At 62.0% G+C, this 22,621-nt stretch carries 17 protein-coding genes, 1 tRNA gene and 1 pseudogene; 11 read left to right on the top strand and 8 right to left on the bottom strand.

Features of this window, described 5'->3' with window-relative positions; translation table 11 throughout:
- Positions 1 to 39 precede the first annotated feature (39 nt).
- From NLY43_RS01020 to NLY43_RS01000, 5 genes are all read left to right on the top strand, one after another.
- On the top strand, positions 40 to 2,304 hold the full coding sequence (locus NLY43_RS01020; RefSeq protein WP_286459466.1) for a DNA/RNA non-specific endonuclease: 2,265 nt from the start codon (positions 40 to 42) through the stop codon (positions 2,302 to 2,304).
- A 16-nt stretch (positions 2,305 to 2,320) separates the two neighbouring features.
- On the top strand, positions 2,321 to 3,304 hold the full coding sequence (locus tag NLY43_RS01015; RefSeq protein WP_023710499.1) for a trypsin-like peptidase domain-containing protein: 984 nt from the start codon (positions 2,321 to 2,323) through the stop codon (positions 3,302 to 3,304).
- 304 nt (positions 3,305 to 3,608) lie between these two features.
- The gene (locus tag NLY43_RS01010) at positions 3,609 to 4,739 is read left to right on the top strand and encodes a hypothetical protein (RefSeq protein ID WP_155921533.1); all 1,131 of its coding nucleotides are present in this window, start codon (positions 3,609 to 3,611) and stop codon (positions 4,737 to 4,739) included.
- Positions 4,736 to 7,405 (top strand): DNA/RNA non-specific endonuclease, encoded by a 2,670-nt coding sequence (locus NLY43_RS01005; RefSeq protein ID WP_023710500.1) that lies wholly within the window; start codon positions 4,736 to 4,738, stop codon positions 7,403 to 7,405. The genes NLY43_RS01010 and NLY43_RS01005 overlap by 4 nt, the downstream gene beginning before the upstream one ends.
- 111 nt (positions 7,406 to 7,516) lie before the next feature.
- Positions 7,517 to 7,789, top strand: a complete 273-nt coding sequence (locus NLY43_RS01000) for a hypothetical protein (RefSeq protein ID WP_023696133.1) — start codon at positions 7,517 to 7,519, stop codon at positions 7,787 to 7,789.
- A 38-nt stretch (positions 7,790 to 7,827) separates the two neighbouring features.
- On the opposite strand, the gene NLY43_RS00995 is transcribed toward NLY43_RS01000, so the two are convergent.
- Positions 7,828 to 7,902, bottom strand: a tRNA-Val gene (locus tag NLY43_RS00995).
- A 128-nt stretch (positions 7,903 to 8,030) separates the two neighbouring features.
- Positions 8,031 to 8,714: a phosphoglycolate phosphatase gene (locus NLY43_RS00990; RefSeq protein ID WP_023696132.1), complete on the bottom strand. Its 684-nt coding sequence runs from the start codon at positions 8,712 to 8,714 to the stop codon at positions 8,031 to 8,033.
- A gap of 155 nt (positions 8,715 to 8,869) precedes the next feature.
- Here NLY43_RS00990 and rpiA point away from each other — a divergent pair, with 155 nt between their 5' ends.
- The 3 genes from rpiA to gor all read left to right on the top strand — a co-directional run bounded on the left by rpiA (position 8,870) and on the right by gor (position 11,721).
- Positions 8,870 to 9,601: a ribose-5-phosphate isomerase RpiA gene (gene rpiA, locus NLY43_RS00985; protein WP_023710501.1), complete on the top strand. Its 732-nt coding sequence runs from the start codon at positions 8,870 to 8,872 to the stop codon at positions 9,599 to 9,601.
- Positions 9,588 to 10,205 (top strand): DUF2059 domain-containing protein, encoded by a 618-nt coding sequence (locus NLY43_RS00980; protein ID WP_023696130.1) that lies wholly within the window; start codon positions 9,588 to 9,590, stop codon positions 10,203 to 10,205. The genes rpiA and NLY43_RS00980 overlap by 14 nt, the downstream gene beginning before the upstream one ends.
- A 124-nt stretch (positions 10,206 to 10,329) precedes the next feature.
- The gene (gene gor, locus NLY43_RS00975; RefSeq protein ID WP_023691326.1) at positions 10,330 to 11,721 is read left to right on the top strand and encodes a glutathione-disulfide reductase; all 1,392 of its coding nucleotides are present in this window, start codon (positions 10,330 to 10,332) and stop codon (positions 11,719 to 11,721) included.
- A 73-nt stretch (positions 11,722 to 11,794) separates the two neighbouring features.
- Here the strand turns inward: gor and mgtE are convergent, their stop codons facing one another.
- Together mgtE and NLY43_RS00965 are read right to left on the bottom strand one after the other, a co-directional pair.
- Positions 11,795 to 13,162: a magnesium transporter gene (gene mgtE, locus NLY43_RS00970; protein ID WP_023710502.1), complete on the bottom strand. Its 1,368-nt coding sequence runs from the start codon at positions 13,160 to 13,162 to the stop codon at positions 11,795 to 11,797.
- Positions 13,163 to 13,452: 290 nt separating this feature from the next.
- Positions 13,453 to 15,339, bottom strand: coding sequence for an ABC transporter ATP-binding protein/permease (locus NLY43_RS00965; protein ID WP_023710503.1), 1,887 nt, complete (start codon positions 15,337 to 15,339; stop codon positions 13,453 to 13,455).
- A gap of 605 nt (positions 15,340 to 15,944) precedes the next feature.
- Between NLY43_RS00965 and NLY43_RS00960 the strand changes: the two genes are divergently transcribed.
- Entirely contained in the window at positions 15,945 to 16,379 is a 435-nt protein-coding gene (locus NLY43_RS00960; protein ID WP_023682515.1) for a hypothetical protein, read from the top strand.
- A gap of 6 nt (positions 16,380 to 16,385) precedes the next feature.
- Here the strand turns inward: NLY43_RS00960 and NLY43_RS00955 are convergent, their stop codons facing one another.
- Complete coding sequence (locus NLY43_RS00955) at positions 16,386 to 17,066, bottom strand: DsbA family oxidoreductase (RefSeq protein WP_023710504.1); 681 nt, start codon at positions 17,064 to 17,066, stop codon at positions 16,386 to 16,388.
- A 49-nt stretch (positions 17,067 to 17,115) separates the two neighbouring features.
- On the bottom strand, positions 17,116 to 18,936 hold the full coding sequence (locus NLY43_RS00950; protein WP_023710505.1) for an extracellular solute-binding protein: 1,821 nt from the start codon (positions 18,934 to 18,936) through the stop codon (positions 17,116 to 17,118).
- A 260-nt stretch (positions 18,937 to 19,196) separates the two neighbouring features.
- Here NLY43_RS00950 and NLY43_RS00945 point away from each other — a divergent pair, with 260 nt between their 5' ends.
- Positions 19,197 to 19,820, top strand: coding sequence for an invasion associated locus B family protein (locus NLY43_RS00945; RefSeq protein ID WP_023668972.1), 624 nt, complete (start codon positions 19,197 to 19,199; stop codon positions 19,818 to 19,820).
- An 82-nt stretch (positions 19,821 to 19,902) separates the two neighbouring features.
- On the opposite strand, the gene hspQ is transcribed toward NLY43_RS00945, so the two are convergent.
- Positions 19,903 to 20,226 (bottom strand): heat shock protein HspQ, encoded by a 324-nt coding sequence (gene hspQ / locus NLY43_RS00940; protein WP_023668971.1) that lies wholly within the window; start codon positions 20,224 to 20,226, stop codon positions 19,903 to 19,905.
- A 224-nt stretch (positions 20,227 to 20,450) separates the two neighbouring features.
- On the opposite strand from hspQ, the pseudogene NLY43_RS00935 reads away from it, so the two are divergent.
- Positions 20,451 to 21,412 (top strand): annotated as a pseudogene (locus tag NLY43_RS00935) (AEC family transporter).
- Here NLY43_RS00935 and NLY43_RS00930 read toward each other — a convergent pair.
- Positions 21,389 to 22,600: a UbiH/UbiF family hydroxylase gene (locus NLY43_RS00930; protein WP_023710506.1), complete on the bottom strand. Its 1,212-nt coding sequence runs from the start codon at positions 22,598 to 22,600 to the stop codon at positions 21,389 to 21,391. The pseudogene NLY43_RS00935 and the gene NLY43_RS00930 sit on opposite strands and share 24 nt — an antisense overlap.
- Between the last annotated feature and the right edge of the window lie 21 nt (positions 22,601 to 22,621).

Genomic DNA, 22,621 nt, shown 5'->3' with positions numbered 1-22,621 from the left:
ATACAGTTATTTACTTCGACAGAACCTTTGGGGGCGACTATGCCGGTCAGCAGAGAGCAGCGAATCCGTCAATATCTCGATCTCGTCACCGGGGGCGAGGGGACTGAATCGGTCCTCGGCAACGTGGAGACGATGGCAGGCGGCGCTCTGGAATCCCTTGCGCCTGCGGAAGCCGGCAAGACGGAGGCGGCGTTTGAATCGGCGCGCGCTGGCATGGAGAGCCTCGCGCGGGGCGCCGAAGTCGCGCCCGAGCAGCTTTCCGATCTGGAAGCCATAATCATCCCGGAGTTGCGGCCGGTCTATGACATCAAGGATGGCACCTTTACGACGCTGACTTTCGACGGCGCTCCGACACCTGGCCATTCGCTGTGGACGAAGCTTACCAGCGAGGCCGCATTGAAGCAGCGCATCGAAGCCGCCCTGCCGGCGATCGGGCGTATCGAACTGTTGTGGAACACCAATATCCCTTACGGCGGCACGGGCTTCGTCGTCGGCCGCAACCTGTTGATGACCAATCGTCATGTGGCGCAGATATTTGCGGACGGCCTTGGCGACTGCAATCTGCAATTCATCAACGGCCGCGCCGCCGGCATCGACTTCAAGCGCGATTCGGCGGCGGGAAACGTCTTCAAGATCCGCAATGTCCGGATGATCCATCCCTATTGGGACATGGCGATCCTCGAAGTCGAAGGCCTGCCCGACAACATCACGCCGCTGTCGCTCGCGGTCGCCGACGCGCGCGATATGCTGCGCCAGGAAGTCGTCGCCATCGGCTATCCCGCGTTCGACAATCGCAACGCGGTCGACGTCCAGAACGAGCTCATGCGCAATCGTTTCCAGGTCAAGCGCCTGCAACCGGGCATGCTGCAGGGCGGCTTCGATACGGAGAGTTTCGGCAAGATCGTCAGCGCGGCGACACATGATTGCTCGACCACTGGCGGCAACTCCGGTACCGCCATGATCAACCTCGCCACCGGCGAGGTCGTGGCGCTGCATTTCGCCGGCCGCTATCTCGAGCGTAACTACGCCGTGCCGACCGGCGCGCTGGCCAAGGACCAGCGTGTCGTCGACCTCGGCCTCAATTTCGCCGGCGCCGCCAGCGGCGGCCCAAACGATTGGGGCGCATGGTGGAACAAGGCGGACAGCGGGTCGCCGGCCGAGGGCGTAAACCTGGTTGAAGTCGGCGGCGTCCAGCAGATCCCGGGCGTCGCCACCCAGACGCCTCCATCCGGAGGCGTCGTCGTTTCGCCGGGCGGCAGCGTCACTTTCGAAGTGCCGTTGCGCATCACCGTCTCGCTCGGCGCAACGCCTGCCCATGAAGCGGTCACGGAATCGGTCGAGCTCGAAGCGGCCAAGTCGACCCCTCCAGGCGGCGCATTCGTTCCCAAAACGGTCGCGGACTATGCCGGCTATAAGGGCTACGACGAGAAATTTCTCTCTGGCGGCACTAAACTCGCGCCGGTCGTTGTGCCGATGCCTGAGGCCACCGACCTCTCCGTGCTGGCGCCGCTCAAGGCCGGCGGCACGCAACTCGACTACCAGAATTTTTCGCTCAAGATGCACGCCAAGCGGCGGCTGGCGCTGTTCACCGCCTCCAACGTCACCGAGGAGAGCAATCTGCGCGAGCCGGAAAAGGGCCGCAACTATTCGCGCGGCGGCCTGTTCAGCGAGCGCTGGTTCCCGGATCTGCGGCTCGACGACAAGTATCAGATCCCCGACGTCTTCTACACCCAGGATCAGGGCGCCTTCGACAAGGGCCATATCGTCAGGCGCGATGACGTGGCCTGGGGCAGCACCTTCGAGTTGCTGCTCAGGGGCAATGTCTGTTCCTTCCATGTCACCAACTGCTCGCCCCAGGTCGAAGGCTACAACCGCTCCGACAGGGGCGAGAAGAACTGGGGCGATCTTGAGAACCACGTCCTGTCGGAGGCGGCGAGCGAACGGCTGTGTGTCTTCGCTGGCCCGGTGCTCGCCGATGACGACCGAACCTTTGCCGGCAAAGGCCCCAAGGGAACAAGTCTTCGCGCGCCGGTGCCGCGCCGTTTCTGGAAGGTGATCGTGGCGCGCGTCACAGACGGGCTCGCCAGCTATGGCTTCGTCCTCGAACAGGATCTGTCGGACACGGAGCTGGAGTTTGCCGTCTCCGACGAATTCATCGGCGCCATGTACCCGCTAACCGAAATCTCCGAAATGACCGGCATCACCTTCGACAAATCGATTGTCGACGCCGACCAGTACGAAACGGTTCGTGGCGGCGAAATTGCAATGCGGGCGGGATCACGCAAGCGGAAGAAGAAGGCTTAGGGTCGGAGGGAATCCCATGACCGAATGGACGCACTCCGAACTGAACAGTCTCAACCGCATCCTCGCCAACCTCTACCCGATGATCGGCGACGGCGTGCGTGTTGCCAAAGGTGTCGGTCTTTCGACTGCCCAGATCGCCTTTGACAACAAGGCGATCAACAACTGGTTTGCGATTGTCCAGCGCGCAAAGCAGGAGACCAGGGCCGATGACCTCGTCGCCTTTGCACTCGATGAGAATCCCGGCGACCAAGCACTGCTGCAGGCAAAGCAGCACGCCCCGCCGCCGCCGGTCGAAGGCCCCGCGACCGCCAATTGGAGCGGCGCGACGGCGCCGGCCCAGCTCGAAAAAATCCTTGGCGACAAGAGCACGCTGGTGCCGATCAGCTATCTCGAACTCGGCCTTGTCAGGGCAAGATCGGTGGTGCGCATCAAGCGTGCGGATGGCAGCTCCGGCACCGGCTTCATGACCACCGGCGGGATACTGATCACCAACAACCATGTCTTGCCTGACGACGCTTCATTGGCGGGCACGGTGGTCCAGTTCAACTATCAGCGCACCGTTGCCGGGCTCGACGCGCCGCTCGACCAGTTCGACATCGACACCGCCGTGCCTCTTCGTACCTCCAACGACAATGATTGGTCAGCCGTCCGCATCAAGGGCGATGCTTCCAAGTGGGGCGAGCTGGACATGAAGCCCATGGCCGTGAAGGTCGGCGATCACGTCAATATCATCCAGCATCCCGGCGGTGCGCAGAAACAGATTTCGTTCGTCGCCAATGTCGTGGCCTTCGTCGGCGGCGGCCGCGTCCAGTATCTGACCGACACACTGCCGGGTTCGTCGGGCTCGCCGGTCTTCGACACCGACTGGAACCTGATTGCGCTGCATCACAGCGGAGGCTGGCTCACCGAGCCCAACGCGCCTACCAAAAGCACATATTATCGCAACGAGGGCATTGCGATCGACACCATCATCCAGGACCTCGCGGCCAAGCCTGTGTAGATGGTGAGCTATGCAGACCGATGGCGCAGCTCGATGCGCGGCGATTTGGGACTACGGCATGTAAAATTTTTCGGATGTGACGGTTTATAACGCCAGACACCAAACACCAGGGAGTTCAGAGATCAGCGCCTATTTCGACCTCAGGCTTCAACTGGCTGATCTCTACCCATTGCCTCCCGATTGGTTGCAGGTAACCAAGGACGCTGGAATCGTCGCTGGCGCCATCAACCTCCAGGGGGCGGCGCTTACAGTCTGGTTCAACATCCTTGACTATGCGTTGACCAATAAACTGTCGCAGGCGCTTATGACTGCCGTCGTGGCGCAAAATCCGCAGTGCGCGGCCCGGTTCAAGGCCTATCTGGACGAACTCGCCGCGGGCCAGAAACCGACGGCCGAGTTGCCCGGCATGACGACCGACGATCGGGTCAACACCGCGCTCGCAGGCTTCAACGCCGTCAACCAGCAGTCCAAGGACATTCAGGCCACGCTTGCCGCCGACAACGGCCTCACCAATGTCACCAGCCAGATCGATGTCCTCAAGACCTACAAGGACCTGCATGACCATCTGCAGAGTTTTCAATACGGCATCGGCAGCTTCCAGAACCTGCTGGTCGCCGCCCGCGACATGGGGGCCGACCTGGAGCAGGTCCGCGTCATGCGCAATTTCCTCAAAATATTGAAGCTCTTCTGTGTCTCTATCGGAGAGTCGGTCATGGAACTGCCGGCGGGGCCGGCGCTTCACGATATCGAGCAGGCCTGGCTCGACGACCTCAAGGCGGCTGCGATCAAGTTGCAGGCTGCCATCGATAACAAGTCTCCGGACGCCTACGACGCGCTGTTTGACGTGCGCACCGTGCTGCGCGTCGTGCCGTCGCGGCTCAACCAGCAGATTTTCGTCACGGCAAAGAACCTGCCCTTCGGACTTTTGGCCACCGGTCTAGATACGATAGCCGGCAAACTTCCTGCAGAAGAGCCGTCCGTGCCCTTGATCAAGGCCGCGCATGACGCGATCATGGTGCTGTCCTCGACCATCTATGCGCGCGTCGTCGAGCACAAGCTATGGCAGGACATCGACAACAAGCTGGCCAGCCTTACCGACATGATCGAGCCGATAGAAGGGGGCGCTGCGGCGGACAAGTCGCTGCCGTTCCAGTTTTCGCCGCTGTGGCGAAACCTGGAAGTGAAGGTCAAGGTTCTTGCCGACCTCGACCCCACTGGAGCGTGGCGGGCGACGCTCGTCGACTACTCCACCGACGTCAACGACCAGCTATCGCGCGAGACCGTCGATACCGCCTTCATCCTTGCCTTCGAAGCCTATCGGGACGAGGCCCAGCAACGCTTCGTCCAGGTCGATCTGGCGCTGAAAACGGAATGCGCCTCGATCGTCCGCGTCAGCACGCCTTTGCACAAGATCATTGAGGACCTGGGGCCATGAGCGATGAACTTGCGACAGGCACGGAGACCGAAACTCCGGCCGATTTTATTTCGCTGAGCGACATCCGGATCGCACATCTCGAGCTGATGCGCATCGCCAGCAGCAATGAAGCCGTCGACCCATCGATGAGCCGCAGCGACAAGGCCGGCGCCGAGACGACGGAAGCCAGCATCGACAACACGGCCCCCGATGCGCAGGCCATCCGCGACTTCCTGGCCAAGGCACGGCGCGCCGGCAGCACCATCGCGCGGGAATCCGACCGGCGCGCGGCGCAGCGCATACTCGATTATTGGTCCGCCGAACTAGTCACGCGGCCGGGCATCACCTCAGCCGACGTCAGCCCGGTGCGGCTCGCGTCTTTCGCAGGTGGCGGTGGGCTCGAAACAACAGAGCCAATTGCCGTCGCGGTTGACTCCGAATCGGCATCGCGTGAAATCAACGATTCAGGAACGGTCGCCATCGCCGTTCCTGAATCAATGGCCGTCGCGACCAAAGACGGTGCCGAATCCGGCGACGGCTTCGCATCCGACGACGAACTGAGTTCGGACGAGCTGACCGAGCGCTTTCGCATTCGCGTGGCCGCCCAGGCGCGGCAATGGAAGAACACCGGCTATCCCGGCTATCTCCTGCGCGGCGAAGCGCTGAAGGAGGCGGCGGAGCTGCCGCAGGGGCCGGACATCGCCGAGTTCGTCGAGGCGAGCGCCAAGGCGGAGACCGACAGCCAGAAGCAGCGCGATCGCAGCAAGAATATATTGATCGCGCTGTTTGCCATCCTGGCCGCGATCCTTGGGGCAACCACCTATTTCGCCTACGTCCAGAGAAATGACGCTGTTGACGCGCGCAAGGATGCCGAGACGACGGCGAGTGAGGTCGCAAAGCTCAATGGAAAGCTTTCCACCGCCCTTGAAAAGACGGAAGACGCACGCCAGCGAGCCGAGGCTGCACTTGCCGTTGCCGAGAAGAAGGCGGAAGACGCCGCCAAGACGCTGGCCGAGCAGCAAGCCACGCAGGCCACTTTGCGATCCGCGATCTTGCTTGTGGTCGAACAGCTCAAACTCGGCAGCGTGTCCCTGGACAAGTTGGCGCCCGATTTGCGACAGGGGGTGCTGGTCGAGCTGGCCGGGCAGGTCAAAAGCGGCGAGGTCGCGCTCGACCAATTGCCGGCGCCGCTGCGCGCCGCGCTTGAACCGCTGCTTGGCAAAGACATAGACAAACAGCCTAACGTTCTTTCGGGATACAAGGTCGATTTCATAGGGGCCACGATCGGCTTGCCCAGGATAACCGACGACCTGGCCAACGACGCCGTGGCGCCGCCGCTTGATTACATCAACTACTCGCTGGTCATGTGCCGAACTCATCGCATGGCCATCTATTCGGCCGTCAACCTGGATCGGTCGCAGAGGTTGCCGCTGCAATTCACCGCCAGCAGACTGAAACCCGACAGCCGATTGTCGGTCGACTACCAGCCTCGTCCCAACTGGTACTTTCGCGCGGACCGGCCCTGGCTGGCGGCGCGATTTGCAAGTGCCAGCGACATCGCCTGGGGTCCGGAGTTCGCCGGCGATCCGGCAACGGCGGCGCTCAAGCTGGCGCAGTATGCCTCTTTCCTGCCAAACACGATGCCGCAGCCGCGTACTTTCTACGGCAGCCGATGGGTGCCGCTCGAAAACTGGGTTCGCTCGCAGCACAATCCGCTCGCCAATCGGGTGACCATCTTCAGTGGTCCTGTCTTCCGGCCCGCGGACCAGCCGGTCGACGGCGTGCCGGTCCCTTATGCCTATTGGAAGCTCGCGGTGTCCTCGGTGTCGGCGGCCGTGAAGGGAGAGGTGAGGGAGCCGGAATTTGAGGTCGATGCGTTCTTCATTCCAGCCGACGCTACGGGGGCGTTCAACGTCGAGCAGTATCGGCTCCCGGTTGCCGAGCTTGAAAGGCTCACGAGCCTCAATTTCGACCCTCTCATCGAATGGACGGATTCACTGAAGAACCGCGGCCCCAATGGAACCGCGGCCGACGAACTGGCGGCTCGCGTCAAGCTGCTCGACGGCGCAAATGATGCACTGCGCGGTGACCTGATTGCCGTCCTCGAAGACGCAGACCTTCCGGTGGTCGAACGGCAGAAGATCGTCGCGGCTCTCGTCGAGATGGCCGGCCTGCAAAGCATAAGCGGGCTGACACCGGCGGGGCGCCGCAACGTGCTTGAGACCCTGCTTGGGGTACCGCCTGAATTGTGGGAACGCCCGGACTGGCTGGCTATGTTTGCCGGCGCGCGCCGGGCGGTTGCCGATCTCGCCCTTTCGGCAGCCGACGGCCAGACTGTTATCGGTGAGCAGGATCGCAACGCACTCAACACGCTGAAGGACCGGCTGCGTATCCAGCAGAGCCCACAGACGGTTTACGTCCAGTTCGCCGGCATGGCGCGCGAGGACGCCGGGGCGCTTTCCGCAAAAATGCGGGCCTTGGGCTGGGGCATTCCAAACCCTGGCGAAGAACGTGTCGCCGCTGCCGCCGGCAAGAACGAAGTTCGCTACAACCCCTACAACGACGCCGACCGTGGCGCCGCCGAACTGCTGGCCGCCGACCTCACGGTTGCCGCTGGCCGACTGGTGACAGCCCGTGCGGTGCCGATCATCAAGGCCAACACATTGGAGATATGGACCAGCATATAGAAACACTGAAGGCCCGAGCGGGGCGAAGACAAGGGCGCGTAAAAAAGCCGCGATGCGCCGCTCACTATCGTCGCGACAAATACGGGCTGTTCTCACTCCAGAGGTTTTTACATGCGCACGCGTCACGCCGTCATGCTTGCACTTTCCGCGCTTTGCATTCCAGCCGTCTCCATGCCGCTGCAGAAAGCCAACGCGCTGGAGCCTGAAAAATACACGGTCTATTGCGCCAACGATCACATCGAGGTTTCGTTCTGGGATCTCGAGCAGATGAAGGTGCGCAACGGCTCCGATGTCTGCCAGTTCCAGAGCTACACGAGCTACTCAAGCGCCTTGAACTTCGCGCAGAAGAATTTTGGTGGGGAAGGGGCGAGTTGCAGCTGCTAGGAGTGCTGGCTTGGAGTGCGCTGTTCAGGGAAAGAAAATGGTGGGCGATGCAGGGATTGAACCTGCGACCCCACCCGTGTGAAGGGTGTGCTCTCCCGCTGAGCTAATCGCCCGCTCGTTGCCCGAAGGCCAAGCGAGCCGCGATATAAGGGAGGCAGGGTTGTGAAGTCAAGGCGATGCGCCGGCCTTCTGTGCCTGAAATAGGCGAGGGCAGGCGCTGCCGCGCAATCGCCCGTTTCGCTCAGCCGGCCGCAGCTGCAATCAGCCGTTCCGCCAGGTCGAGCGTCAGCGCGTCGAAATGCGAAATCACCGCCGATGGCTCGAATTCCCTGACATGGCGGTCGGTGTAGCCGAAATCGACGGCGACGACCGGAATGCCGGCGGCCTTGGCGGTGTCGATGTCGGTCTGCGAATCGCCGACCATCAGCGCATGATGCGGATCGCCGCCGGCGAGCCGGATGGTCTCGGTCAGATGGCGCGGGTCGGGCTTGCGGAACGCGAACGTGTCCTGGCCGGCGATCGCGGCGAAATGCTTTGTCAGGCCGAGCGCCTCGATCAGCGCTTTCGAATTCGCCTCATATTTGTTGGTGCAGATGGCAAGCAGGTAGCCGGCCTTCTCGAAGCGGGCGATCGCATCGACCACGCCGGGGTAGGGGCGGGACTTGCCGGGGATGTTGAGCGTGTAGTGGTCGAGGAACAGTTTCAGCAGCCGGTCGTGCTCCTCCACCGCCAGCGACTTCTGCTGCGCGGTATGCGCGCGCTCGATCATCACCCGTCCGCCCTGGCCGACAAAACGCCGGAAGCCGGCCTCGTCGACAGCGGCAAGCTCGCTGGCGGCAAGGCTGTGGTTGAGGCTGTCGAGCAGGTCCGGCGCCGTGTCGATCAGCGTCCCGTCGAGGTCGAACACGATGATCGGTTGGGTCATGGCCTGTCCTGTGGCTGATGCATTGCAGGCAGGCGATAGCGGCTGCGCTTCTTTCAGGCAAGCCGGTGCGAGCCAAAGTCTTTGACCCTGCGGGCAAAAGTGCTAGGAGCGCGCATCCAGAAAAATCAGAACCAAGCCAAATCCCCGGGGCGAGCATGGATGCGAGGCAGTTGAAGGTCGAGGCCGCGCGGGCTGCCCTTGCCCATGTCAGTGACGGCATGCGCATCGGCATCGGCACCGGGACGACGGCCGACGAATTCGTGCGGCTGCTGGCCGAAAAGATCGCCACCGGCTTGTCCGTCATCGGCGTGCCGACGTCGGAGCGCACTGCAGCCCTTTGCCGCGAACTCGGCGTGCCGCTGTCGACGCTTGAGGAAACGCCCGAGCTCGACCTCACCGTCGACGGCGCCGACGAGATCGACGCGGCGCTGACGCTGATCAAAGGCGGCGGCGGCGCGCTGCTGCGCGAAAAGATCGTCGCGGCGGCATCTCAGCGCATGATCGTCATTGCCGATCGCTCGAAGATGGTCGACACCCTTGGCCAGTTTCCGTTGCCGATCGAAGTCAACCAATTTGGCCTGCGCGCCACTGAAATCGCGGTCGCGGCAGCGGCCAAAAGTCTCGGCCTTTCCGGCCCGGTTACATTGAGGATGACGGGGGGCCAGCCTTTTGTTACAGACGGCGGCCATTTTATCCTCGATGCATCTTTTGGCCGCATTCCGGATACAAGAGCGCTTTCGAATGCTCTCCATGCCATTCCTGGTGTGGTCGAGCATGGTCTTTTCATCGGGCTGGCGTCAGCGGCCATCATCGCCGGCGGCGACGGCATCCAAACAGTCCATGCCGCCCGAAAACCAGGGAGTTCTACCGATCATGATGTTGCATAACCGGGTTCGCAATCTTTGCGCCGTTCTGGCGGCTTCGGCCGTTTTCGCCTTCTCCTCCCCGGCGTTCTCGCAGGAGATCACGGAATCGCATCTGAAGGCAGCACGGGCGGCGATCACGGCAATCCACGCGACCGACTCGTTCGACAACATCCTGCCGCAAGCGGCGGCCTCGCTCGAGCAGCAGCTTATCCAGAAGAACCCTGATATGCAGGAGCTGATCGGCAAGACCGTCGGCGAAAAGGCACTGGCGCTGGCCTCGCGTCGTGCCGATCTGGAGAAGGAAGCAGCGCTCGCCTATGCCAAGGTGTTCTCCGAGAAGGATCTCACCGACATCGCCGCCTTCTACAATTCCGATGCCGGCAAGAAGCTGCTCGACAACGGCCCCAACGTGACGCGCGAACTGGTCAAGGCCGCCGACATCTGGCAGAACGGCCTGGCGCGCGATCTCGCCCAGCAGGTCGGCGAAACGCTGGCAGCCGCCGCGAAGGCCGCTGCTCCGGCCGCGCCTGCGCCGGATAACGCAACTGCCCCCGCCGATGGCGCTGCACCTGCCGACGGCGATGCGCCCGCAGACGGTGACCAGCCGGAAGCGCCGAAGAACTAAGACGTCTGATTTCGCCACCGGCATCCTTGCCGCTGGACCAGAAAGCCCGGTGGAAACCGGGCTTTTCTTTTGGCTTCATGCAGCCTACCTGTCTCAAACATTTCTTGGGGCAAGGAACAGCAGCATGGCCGGTTACGACTACGATCTCTTCGTCATCGGCGGCGGCTCCGGCGGGGTGAGGGCGGCGCGCGTGGCGGCAGCGCTCGGCAAGCGTGTCGGCATCGCCGAGGAATACCGCTATGGCGGCACCTGCGTCATCCGTGGCTGCGTGCCGAAAAAACTCTATGTCTATGCCTCGCAATTTCCCGAGCATTTTGCCGACGCCGCCGGCTATGGCTGGACGGTGCCGGAGGCGAGCTTCGACTGGCCGACGCTGGTCGCCAACAAGGACCGCGAGATTGCCCGTCTGGAAGCGATCTACGAAAAGAACGTGAAAGGCGCCGGCGGCGAGACGTTCCACTCGCGCGCCATGCTGGTCGACCCGCATGTCGTGCATCTCCTGGGCGATGACCGCACCGTCACCGCCGACCAGATCCTGATCGCCACCGGCGGCCGGCCGGCGCCGCACCCGGCGCTGCCCGGTCACGAGCATTGCATCTTTTCCAATGAGGTTTTCGACCTCAAGCAACTGCCGAAGGCGATCATGATCGAGGGCGGAGGCTACATCGCCGTCGAATTCGCCAATATCTTCCATGGCTTGGGCGTCGACACCACGCTGGTCTATCGCGGCAAGGAGATACTGTCGCGCTTCGACATGGACCTGCGGCACATGCTGCACGAAACCATGGAAAAGAAGGGGATCAAGATCCTCTGCCACGCCGTGTCGGAATGGGTCCGCAAACGGCCGGACGGCAGGCTGGATGCGTTGGTCACCGGCGGCAAGGTGCTGACGATCGACCAGGTCATGCTCGCCATCGGCCGCCTCCCAAACACCGAGAATATGGGCCTGGAAGGCGTCGGTATCGAGCTCGGCATAACCGGCGCCATCGTTGTCGACCAGTATTCCCGCACCAACATCGACAACATCTGGGCGATCGGCGACGTCACCAACCGCGTGCAGTTGACGCCTGTGGCGATCCACGAAGCCATGTGCTTCATCGAGACCGCATTCAAGGGCAATCCGACCGCGCCCGACCACGACACCATTCCGACCGCCGTCTTCTCACAGCCGGAGATCGGCACCGTCGGGCTGTCCGAGGACGATGCCGTCAAGCGCTACTCCGATATCGAAATCTACCGCGCCACATTCCGGCCGATGCGGCACACGCTGTCGGGCCGCGACGAAAAGATGCTGACGAAGCTGGTGGTCGATGGCGCCACGCGAAAAGTGCTCGGCGCGCACATCCTCGGGCCGGACGCCGGCGAGATGGCGCAGTTGCTCGGCATTCCGCTGAAGGCCGGCGTCACCAAGGATGATTTCGACCGCACCATGGCCGTCCACCCGACGGCAGCGGAGGAACTGGTCACCATGTACAAGCCTACCTACCGCGTGAAGAACGGCGTGCGGGTCGATTGACGCCCGCGCGCTCGATCTTGAAGAACCCCCCATGGCAGCCGCTGTTGCCACCGAGATGGGAGCCTGAAGCTTATTACAACAAAGTGCCGCGCAGGATGACCAGCGCCACCGAGAAATAGATCACCAGGCCGGTGACATCGACCAGCGTGGCGACGAACGGCGCCGAGGCGCTCGCCGGATCGAAGCCGATCCGTTTCAGCGCGAACGGCAGCATCGACCCCGACAGCGAGCCGAAGGTGACGATGCCGACGAGTGCTGCCCCCACGGTCGCCGCGATCAGCGGCCAATGCGGCCCATAATCGTAGAAGCCCATATACTGCCAGAGCGCGATGCGGCAGATGCCGACCACGCCAAGCATGGCGCCGAGCACGAAGCCGGTGGGCAATTCGCGCAACGCCACCCGCCACCAGTCGCGAAGGCCGATCTCGCGCAGCGCCAGCGCGCGAATGACGAGCGAGGTCGCCTGCGAACCGGAATTGCCGCCCGAGCTCATGATCAGCGGGATGAACAGAGTGAGCACGATCGCTTTTTGCAGTTCGCCTTCATAGCTTTGCATGGCATTGGCGGTCAGCATCTCCGAGATGAACAGCGCGCACAGCCAGCCGCCGCGCTTCTTGATCATGGCGAGAAAGCTCATCTTCATGTAGGGCTCGTCGAGCGCCTCCATGCCGCCGAAGCGATGCGCGTCCTCGGTCGTCTCCTCGATCATGGTGTCGATGATGTCGTCGATGGTGACGATGCCGAGGATCTTGCCATGGTCGACGACGGGAACCGCGAGCAGGTCATATTTGGAGATCGTCTGCGCCAGTGTCTCGCGATCGGTCAGCGGCGTCACCGTCACCGGGGCGCGATCCGGCGCCACCGACAGGATCGGATCGTCCGGCTCGCCGGTGATCAGCCGGCGCAGGCCGGTCGAGCGCACCAGCACATGCGTGTCTGGATCGACGATGTAGATGGCGTAGACGGTCTCCCGCGTCCGCTCCACCTTGCGGATGTAGTCGAGCGTGCGCCCGACGGACCAGTCCGACGGCACGCTGACGAATTCGGTCGTCATGATCGAGGCGGCGCTGCCTTCGGGATAGCCGAGAATGGAAAGCAGCGTTGCCCGCAGCGGCGGGACCAACCCGCCGAGCAGCTCGGAGCGCGCCGGTTCGTCCAGTTCGCGCAGGATATCGGCGGCGCGGTCGACCGACATGGCGGTCAGGAGCTTGCACGCCTTGGCGCGCGGCAGCGCCTCGGCCAGATCGGAGGCGCCGTCGAGTTCAGGCTGGTCGAAGATCTCGACCAGCCGCTCGAACGGCATTTCGCAAAGCAGTTCTATCGCGGTATCGCGAGCTTCCCGGTTCAGGGCCTCGACGACATCGGCGACGTGATCATTGGCAAGGATACGCGCGATCGCGACGGCATCGTCGCCCGCTACGACGGGGGTAAATTCGTTCATGGCTCACTCCTTGCCGTCCGGCGGAACGTGAGCCGTTAGAGGTCACATCGAGGCGGACGGCGGTTGCGTTCGACTACTGTCGCCAGGCATGGCGCCGTGACCTTTCTGCTCGCGGGTTCGAGTTGGAATTCAGCGAGCGGGCGCAACATAGGAGCGCATCTTGGCGAGTCAATCGCGGGGGTGGCGGAAAACAGCCGGGAGCCGGCCCAATCGCGAGACTGTGATGATTATTGAAGGGGGAGGGAGCGAGTGCCCCGCCGCCAGTGGCGGAACGCGCTTCGGCGTGGCTGCTATTTCTGCTTCAGCCGGCGTGAAAAACGCATCCATTTGTCCTCGACCGGCCGCGGCTGCGTAAGGATGGTGGTGAGCTCGCGCGGAAGGTTCGGAACAAGCGGCCTCTTGGTGGCGACGCCATCGGCGATCGCGACCACGCTGTGGTAGAATTCCTCGCCCGAGGCCGAGCGTGGCGCCACCGCCTCATGCATGATGCTGATCACGGTGACATCGGGGCAATTGTCCTTGATCGCCTGGTGGAAGGCGATCTTGCCATCGGGATCGAGCGCGCCGGTCGCTTCGTCGAGGAACAGCAGTCCCGGTTGCTGCAGCACGATGCGGGCCACAACCAGCTTCTGCTTTTGGCCGCCGGAAAGCAGCTGGTCCCAGATCTTTCCCTCGCGGCTTTCATCGGCCATGTGTTCGATGAAATCGCCAAGGCCGGCCTTGTGCAGGGCTGCCGCGACCTGCGCATCGCCATAGTCGTCCTCGGAGCCGGGCAGGCACACCAGCTGCTTCAGCGACACCAGCTGCAGCTTGACCTCCTGGGCGGCATAGAAGCTCCTCACACCGTCAGGGAAGACGATGGTGCCGCGGCCATAAGGCCACAAGCCGTTGATCGCCTTGATCAGCGAAGTCTTGCCGCAGCCGGATTCGCCCTTGAGGAATGCCCACTCGCCGCGCCGAAAGCGCAGATTGGCTGCGCTCAGGAACGGCGTGGCGTCTTCACCCTGATGCGCCAGTTCAAGCTTCTGGATGGTCAGGCCGAAGACCGGGTTCTGGCTGGCATAGTGGAAATCGGAACGGCCGGTCTGGCTGTAGAATTCCTGCGGCTGTTGGACGTTTTCAATGGCGTGCGCCAATTCAATGACGCGCTGGCTGTTGGCCCGCAAGGTGGCGAGACTCGGCATGACATGGATGAACCAGGAACATTTGCTGATCAGCGCGTTGACCTGCTCGGAACCGGTTATGTAGCCCTTGAGGTCGACGCCGTTGTGGATGAACGGCACCAGACCAGGTCCGTAGGCGACAACTTTGGCCCCGACGAAATTGTAGACCGATTCGAATCCCGCATAGAGGGTGTTGACGATGTTGAGCTTCGACCAGGTGGTATCAATATCGAGATAGAGCCGTCCATGTATCGTCTTTTGCACGTCTTCGCCTTGCGACGCCGACACATGGAAACTGCGGCGCAACAAAGTGATCAGCTCGCTGCGATAGGTGCCTTCGGCCTTCTGCATCCTGACGTTGAGCCACTCCAGCATTCCGCCGAGTTTGATCGCGATCCAGGTATTGACCGGCACGTAGATGGCAACCGCCAGCAGAGCGAGGACGGCGCTGCCATAGCTGCCGAGGGCATCCAAGCCTTTTACCTCCACGGAATTCGCCAGCAAAGCGCCGCCGACAAAATAAAGTGAGGTGAAGACGCCGAACACACCTTGGGCAAGCCCGATGGCGCCGCCCGCCATGTCTTTGATGGATTCCTGCACGCGCTGATCAATGTTGTCGGGCGCTGGCGCATCTGGCGAGCCATTCTGGGCGTGGTAGTGCGTATGGTTGGTATCGAGCAGCGCCGCATTGAAACGCGCGTTCAACCAGGCGCGCCATTTGCGATGCAATGTCGCCGATACAAATTTGCAGGCGCCTATGATTCCCATGTCCTTGAACACGACCAGCAGGACAAGCAGGCCGGCATTGGTAAGCACCGATTCAAGGGGCGTGGTATTCGCGGCGTCGTGAAAAAAAGCGATTGAGGCTGCCAGTTCGCCCGCCAACACGGTAAACCAGACGTCCGCCTTGCTCGACAGGGCTATGATGAGTGCGAGGACGACGGTGAGAGCCCAGGCTTCCCTCCACCGGTCCGAGAACCAGTAGGCCCGCATCAGTCCCCAGAAGGTCCGCATCGACGATACTGGCGTCAGGGGCGACGGCCCGGCGGGGGCGTCGCGGTTCCAAAGTGCCGATATTGAACGTCGCGGTCTGTCGACCCGAATCACAATCCCGCCCAAACCTTTTTTAGTTTTGTTACGGATAGTAACACCAATTGATCATTTTCTATGAATTTTATCCCGGCGAATGTGAAGCAGCCCACCCGCCGTTGCCATGAGGCAACAGTTGGTGCTGCGAGATCGCCGTCTTTGGGTCAAATTTGTCCTTTGTTTCAATGTGTTGCGAGAACGCTCAGATCTGCGAATATATTCCCTGAGGGAAGGCTCATACACGGCTTTGTGACCAAAAGGCCTGCCCGTCGGCCGGTTTTCCCACCGCGCGCTAACCGGATCGCCCGAAAAATTGCCGTCCGTGATCGCCCTAGGCCGCCCGAATCATTTCACCGGCCATCATGGTTGGGCACGCAAGATCGTCGCTCCTGCACGGCGACTGCTCATGAGTTGGCCCACGCTTTTTAGCTGCAGCTCAACACCGTTTGACAATCAAGCGCACTGGAATGAACCTTGCCGGGCACTGTCGGCACCGATGCATGTCCGGTCCCCAACAAGGAAGCTCCCCAATGCTTGCACGCGCAGCCGTTCCCGCAATGGTGACGCTCTTTGCCTGGCTGCCTCTTGCGCATGCCGTCAGCCAGACCATTCCGGCAAGCGCCGAAGGGCAAATCGAGTTCAATGCTCCGTCCGGCAACATCGGCTGCATCTACACGCCGAAGGGCGGCACCAGCACCTACGAACCACAGGATGGCGGTCCGGAACTGAGCTGTTCGCGCGTCGAGCCCAGCTACGTCACCGTGATCCTTGGGCCGAACGGCCCGGCGACCTTGATCAAGAATCCGGGAGAGCAGGGCTGCTGCAGCGATGTCGCGAAGCTGGCCTATGGCAACAGCTGGAGCAAAGGGCCGTTTACCTGCCAGTCGTCAACCAAGGGACTGACCTGCACGGGCAGCAACGGGCATGGCTTCTTCCTCAGCAAAGCCAAGGTGACGGTGAAATAACTTCGGTCAGCCGGCCCTTTCCAGCTCGCCCTTGGCCTTTGCGGCCGCGACTTGGCGGATGGCATCAGTCAGCGTGTCGGCGTCCTGCGCGCCCATGACGGCGTATTTGCCTTCGAGCAGGAAGCACGGCACGCCAGTGATCCCCATCCGCGATGCCGTGGCGATTTCTGTGCGCACCTCCTCGACGTCGGCTTCGGTCGGCAGGAGCGTTTCGACCACGGCAGCGTCCATGTCGGCCTCGCGGGCGGCATCGATCAGCACGGCGTGGTTGCCAATATTGCCGCCTTTCTCGAAATACAGTTGGAACAGCCGGCGCACGAGCCGGTTCTGCACGGCTTCACCGGCGGCACCGGCCCAGCGGATGACACGATGCGCGTCCAGCGTGTTGGCGGCCACCTTGATGGCGTCGAAAGCGAAATCGATGCCTTCGGCTTCGCCGAGCGGCTCTATGCGGGCATGCATCTGACGGATGCGCTCGTCGCTGCCGAATTTGGCCAGCATGTATTCGCGCCGGTCCTTGCCCTCGGATGGGATGGTCGGGTCGAGCTGGAACGGCCGCCAGCGCACATGAACCTGGACGTCGCCAGCAGCGGCGATCGCCTTGTCGAGCCGCCTCTGGCCGACGAAGCACCAGGGGCAGACGACGTCGGAGACCACGTCGATGGTAATGGAATTGTCATCGCTCATCTTGATCTCCTGCAGCCGAACGTTTCAGCAAGACCGATCTCGGCCACGCTCAGTTCGGCTTGCGCCACCAGGTCGGCCATTGATAACCGAATATGGGCGTCTTTTTGGGATGGTCCAGATAATTCCAGTAAGCGAGCCATTGCTGCGCGTTGTACTGCATCGGCACCATGTAGTTGCCGGAGATCAGCAATCGGTCGAGCACGCGCACGGCGGCGACATAGTCTTCCTTGGTCCGTGCTCTAAGCATCGCGTCGATCGCCGCGTCGACCGCTGGATCGGCGACGCCGGCCAGATTGAATGAACCTTCTCTTTTGGCCTCTGAAGAACCCCAGCGAAGGTTCTGCTCCATACCGGGCGACAGCGAGTTGCTGAACCCGCTCGACCCGACAAGAACCTCAAAGTCGAAACGCTGCTTGCGCGACTGGATCTGGTCGGCTTCGAGGCTGCGGATGGTCACCGCGATGCCGATCTTTTCCAGCGAGCGCTGATAGATGGCGGCAAAGCGTTCCTCGTCCTGCGAGGCCGTCAGGATCTCGAAACCGAAGGGAGTTCCCTTTGGGTCCAGCAGGACCCCATCCCTAACGGCGTAGCCCTGACTCTTCAGCAGGTCGAACGCCACCTTCAGCACCTTGCGGTCCTGGCCGGTGCCGTCATTCACCGGCGGTCGCCAGCTGCCGTCCATGACATCGGCCGGCACGCGGCCGGGGTAGGGCGCCAGCAGCGCCTTTTCCCTGTCGCTGGCGGGATGGCCGAGCGCGGAAAGTTCGGAATTCTGCCAGTAGCTCATCGTGCGCGTGTACTTGCCGCCGAACAGGTTCTTGTTGGCCCATTCGAAGTCGTAGAGCATGCCGAGGGCGCGCCGCACCTCCGGATTGGAAAACTTCTCCAGTCGCGTGTTGAACAGGAACCCGGTCACCACGGGCGGTATGCCGGTGTCGAAGGTCTCGGCGATCACCTCGCCGCGATGAAAGGCGGGAAAATCGATATCGCGCTCGCGCTTGACCGGATCGCCCTCATCGTAAATGGCGCAGATGCCTTTCTTGAACGCTTCCGTCTTGGCATTGGCGTTGAGGAAGTACTCGATGGTGATCTGGTCGTAATTGTCGAAGCCGCGCTTGGAAGGGATGTCCTTGCCCCAGTAATTCGGGTTGCGCTTGAACACGATGCGCTGTCCCGGCTGCACCTTGTCGATGATGTAGGGACCGCTGCCGATCACCGGCTTCAACGTCGTCTTGTCGAAGGTATCCTTGTTGAAGGCGTGCTTTGGGATGATCGGCGTCAGCGCGATGATCAAGGGGGTCTCGCGATTGGCCTTGTCGTTGAAGGTGAAGCGCACGCTGTGATCGCCGGTCTTTTCGAGCTTGGCGATCAGGCTCATGCGATCCCTGTAGGGCGGGCGGCCCTTGTCGGTGAAGACATCGTAGGTGAACAGCACGTCATCCGGCGTCACCGGCTCACCGTCCGACCACTTCGCATTTGGATTAAGGTGGAATTCGATCGATTTGCGCTCCAGGTCCATATCGGCGCTGTCTGCGAGCAGGCCATAGAGGGTGAAGGCCTCGTCGTAGTTGCGCATCATCAACGGCTCGAAGACGAGATTGCCGAAAATGAGGTCCTGCATGCCGCGCGCCGTGGTGCGCAGGCTCTTCAGGATGAACGGGTTCAGATTGTCGAAGCTGCCGACGACGCAGTAAGTGACGTTGCCGCCCTTGGGCGCATCGGGATTGACGTAGTCGAACTGCTGGTAGTCGGCTGGCAGCGCCGGCTCGCCCTGCATGGCGATGGCATGTTTCGGTTCCGACATCGCCACGCCGGGTGCAAAGGCGAAGAACGAGATTGCGGCGATCAGCCAAACAAGAATGCGGCCCATGACCGTCTCCTTACTGGGCGGCTTGATGATTCGGAGTGCACCCTAACATGGCGCCGCGGCGCTCCGGCCAGATACATCAATCCAAATCGCACGACCCAAATTGCGAGGCCAAGAATTGCAGGCGGCGGGCTGGATTCGGCTGCTCATGCAGTGTAACACGCGCTCCGAAGTCATTCTGTTGCCTCAATTCGGCAACAGGTAGCAGGACCACACGGCGCGAAGAAGCCGGTCCCGGGATCATTTGAGAGGAAATGCACGACATGACGAGCCTGAACAGCAACGCATACCGCCTTTCGGTCCTGGCCGCGGGCGTGGTCGGCTTTCTGGGCGCCGGACTTCCCACCGCTTCGGCACAGCAACAGATTCCGCAGGGTTGGTTCAAGGCCTGCACCAAGCAGGAAGATGTCGACATCTGCAATGTCCAGAACATCATCACTGCCGGCAACGGCCAGTTCGTCACCGGCGTCAGCCTGATCGAGTTGAAGGGCAAGGTAAACCGCAAGGTCTTCCAGGTCACGGTTCCCCCAGGTCGCCTGGTGCCCCCCGGCATCGCCCTGCAGATAGACGCCGGCAAGGCGACGAAGCTGGATTATGTCATTTGCTTCGCCGACCGTTGCGTTGCCGAAGTGCCGCTGACCGACGCGCTCGTCGCGTCCTTCAAGAAGGGACAGGCGATCACGCTGACCTCGATCAACTTCCAGAGCCAGCCAAATCCAATCAAGGTTGCCTTGACCGGCTTCAGCGGCGCCTTTGACGGCGCGCCGCTGCAGCAGTCGGACATCGAGGATCGGCAGAAAAAACTTCAGGATTTCGTCGTCAAGAACAACCAGGACTTCGCCAAGAAGCTCAAGGACGAGCAGGCCAAGGCCAAAGCCGCCAACTAATCGCCGGGACAGATACCGGAGCGACAAAAAAGCGGGGTCATGCCCCGCTTTTTTGTTGTCGTCACGTCGATGCAAGGTGATGTCAGTGTCTCGACTGGCGTTTCGGCTCGTAGCGTCCGTCCGGCCGCTTGTCGAACATCTCGCCGATCTGCGGATGCCGGACCGGTTCGCCCGATTGATCCTCGAGCAGATTCTGCTCGGAGACATAGGCAATGTATTCGGTTTCCGAGTTTTCAGCGAGCAGATGGTAGAACGGCTGGTCCTTGCGCGGCCGCACGTCGGCCGGGATGGCTTCGTACCATTCGTCGGTGTTGGCGAATTGCGGATCGACATCGAAAATGATGCCGCGGAACGGAAACAGCCGATGACGAACCACCTGTCCGATCGAAAATTTGGCCGTTTTCATCATACTCACCACTAAGCCTCTAGAGCGCCCGGCGTCCCCTCGAATGTGCGAAGAGCGCTCTAAGACTTTGAATTTACACACACCGTGGCCAAAAATCGAGCCCGACTTAGGTCTGGGATCAGGCTTTATTTGGCGCAGATAGCGTGTCAGTTCAATGCCGAAGCGCTTGACGCCCGATGAAGCTACGGGCTAGCCCGGTCCAGGGGTTTCGGGCCAGGGCAAAAATGTCTGACGTCGTCGGTCTTGTTCTTCCGTTCTTCGGGCTGATTTTCATCGGCTTTCTGGTCGCACGCATGACCAGGCAGCCGCTGGAGGCGCTTGGCTGGATGAACACTTTCATCGTCTATGTCGCGCTTCCTGCCCTGTTCTTCCAATTGCTGGCCGGCACGCCGTTCGAACAGTTGACCGAATGGCGCTTCATCTTCGGCTCGGTATTTTCCACCTACACGATCTTCTCGATCATGTTCGTATGGTCGGTGACGGCGTCGCAGGCGAGATCGCCCAGTCGACGATCAAGGCGCTGGCCGCGGCCTACGGCAATATCGGCTATATGGGGCCGGGGCTGGCGCTGCTCGCCTTCGGCGAACAAGCGGCGGTTCCCGTCGCGCTGATCTTCTGCTTCGAAAATATCATGCATTTCGCCATCGCGCCGATGATGATGGCGCTGTCGGGCGACGACAAGACATCGCCGTGGCGGCTCATCCTCGGCGTAGTCAGGAAAATCGTCCTGCACCCGTTCATCATCGCGACCGCGCTTGGCGTCGGCGCCGCCTATCTCGGCTTTCACCCACCGCAGCCGGTCGATCGCCTGCTTGAATATCTTTCGCGGGCAGCCGCCCCTTGTGCCCTGTTTGCCATGGGCGTGACGCTTGCGCTCCGGCCGCTCAACCGCGTGCCGCATGAACTGGCGTCGATCGCGGCGCTGAAGCTGATCCTGCATCCATTGCTCTGCTACGTCGTGCTGAGCTGGATCGGGAACTTTTCCGAAATCTGGGTTTTTTCAGCCGTGCTTTTGGCGGCATTACCGACTGCAACCAACGTCTTCGTCATCGCCCAGCAATATGGCGTCTGGGTGCAACGCGCCTCGGCCAGCGTCATGATCACCACCTGTCTCTCGGTGCTGACGGTGACCGGGCTGCTCTACATGATCCGCCACGGCATCTTACCGCCGGACCTGTTTCCCTGAACCGCCGGTAAGCGCCGCAAAGCCGCTGCCCGGCCTCAAGCCTTCGCGCATGAAAAAGGCGCGCAGCGGCGCGAAACTGCCGAGCACATTGAGGCCGGCGCTGCGTGCCATCTGCGCCGGCAACATGTCCGACAGCAACGACATGTTAAGCAGATTGACCGCGCCCGAACGCGCCAGAACGTCGGGACGGCGCCTGGAATCATAGGCGGCCAAAGCCCTTGCGGCGCCAGGGTCGCCGCGATTTTCGCGTGCGATTCCAATCAGATCCTCAACGTCCCTGATGCCGAGGTTGAGACCTTGGGCCCCGATCGGCGGGAACACATGTGCAGCCTCGCCGACCAGCGCCACACGGTTTTGCGCGAAGCGCCCCGGTGATGCCGCTGAAAGCGGGTAAATTTGTCGGCCGGGCTCAACCGACACCCGGCCCAGCATCGACTGCATCTGCTGCTCGACACGCTCGGAAAGTGTCACGTCATCGAGTGCGGCGAGGTCCTTCGCCGTCTCCGGTTTCACCACCCAGACGAGGCTGGAGCGGTTGCCGGGCAGCGGTACCTGGGTGAACGGCCCGGTCTCTGTGTGGAACTCGGTCGAGGTGAAACCATGCTCGCTGCGATGGCCGAAATTCAGCACCAGCGCCGCTTGGCGGTAGGATCGCACCGAGGCCACTATGCCCGCCGCCTCACGCGCCGGCGACAGGCGCCCATCGGCAGCGACCGCGAGCGAGGCCGAGACTTCGCGACCATCAGTCAAGACGGCATGCGCCTGATCGGCGTCCAGACGCCAACTCTCGACCATCGACGTCAGCCATTCGATGCCGGGACGCGCCGCGACGGACTTGGCCAGCGTCGGGTTCAGCGCACTGTTGGGCAGGTTGAGCCCGAACTGCTCCTCGCCGATCTCTATGGCGCGAAAAGTCACCACCGGGCTGCGGATCAGCCGGCTGGTCGCATCAACGATGCGCATGACCTTCAGCGGCGCGGCCTTCGGCGCAAGTTCGGCCAGCACGCCCAGCCGATCGAGAACGTTGAGAGCAGGGTTCATCAGCGCCGTGGTCCGGCCATCGGGCCCGCCTGCTTCGGGTCCGACCAGGGTTACCGGAAAGCCCGCCTCGGCGAAACCGAGCGCCGCGATCAGTCCGGCAGGGCCGCTGCCGGCTACCAGTATCCGTGCTGTCTCGCGATGATCCAAATTGGACTTCCAGTTTGCGAT

It is taken from the genome of Mesorhizobium sp. C416B (genome assembly GCF_030323165.1).
Taxonomy (GTDB): Bacteria; Pseudomonadota; Alphaproteobacteria; order Rhizobiales; family Rhizobiaceae; genus Mesorhizobium.
This window is presented reverse-complemented; position numbering and strand designations above follow the sequence as displayed.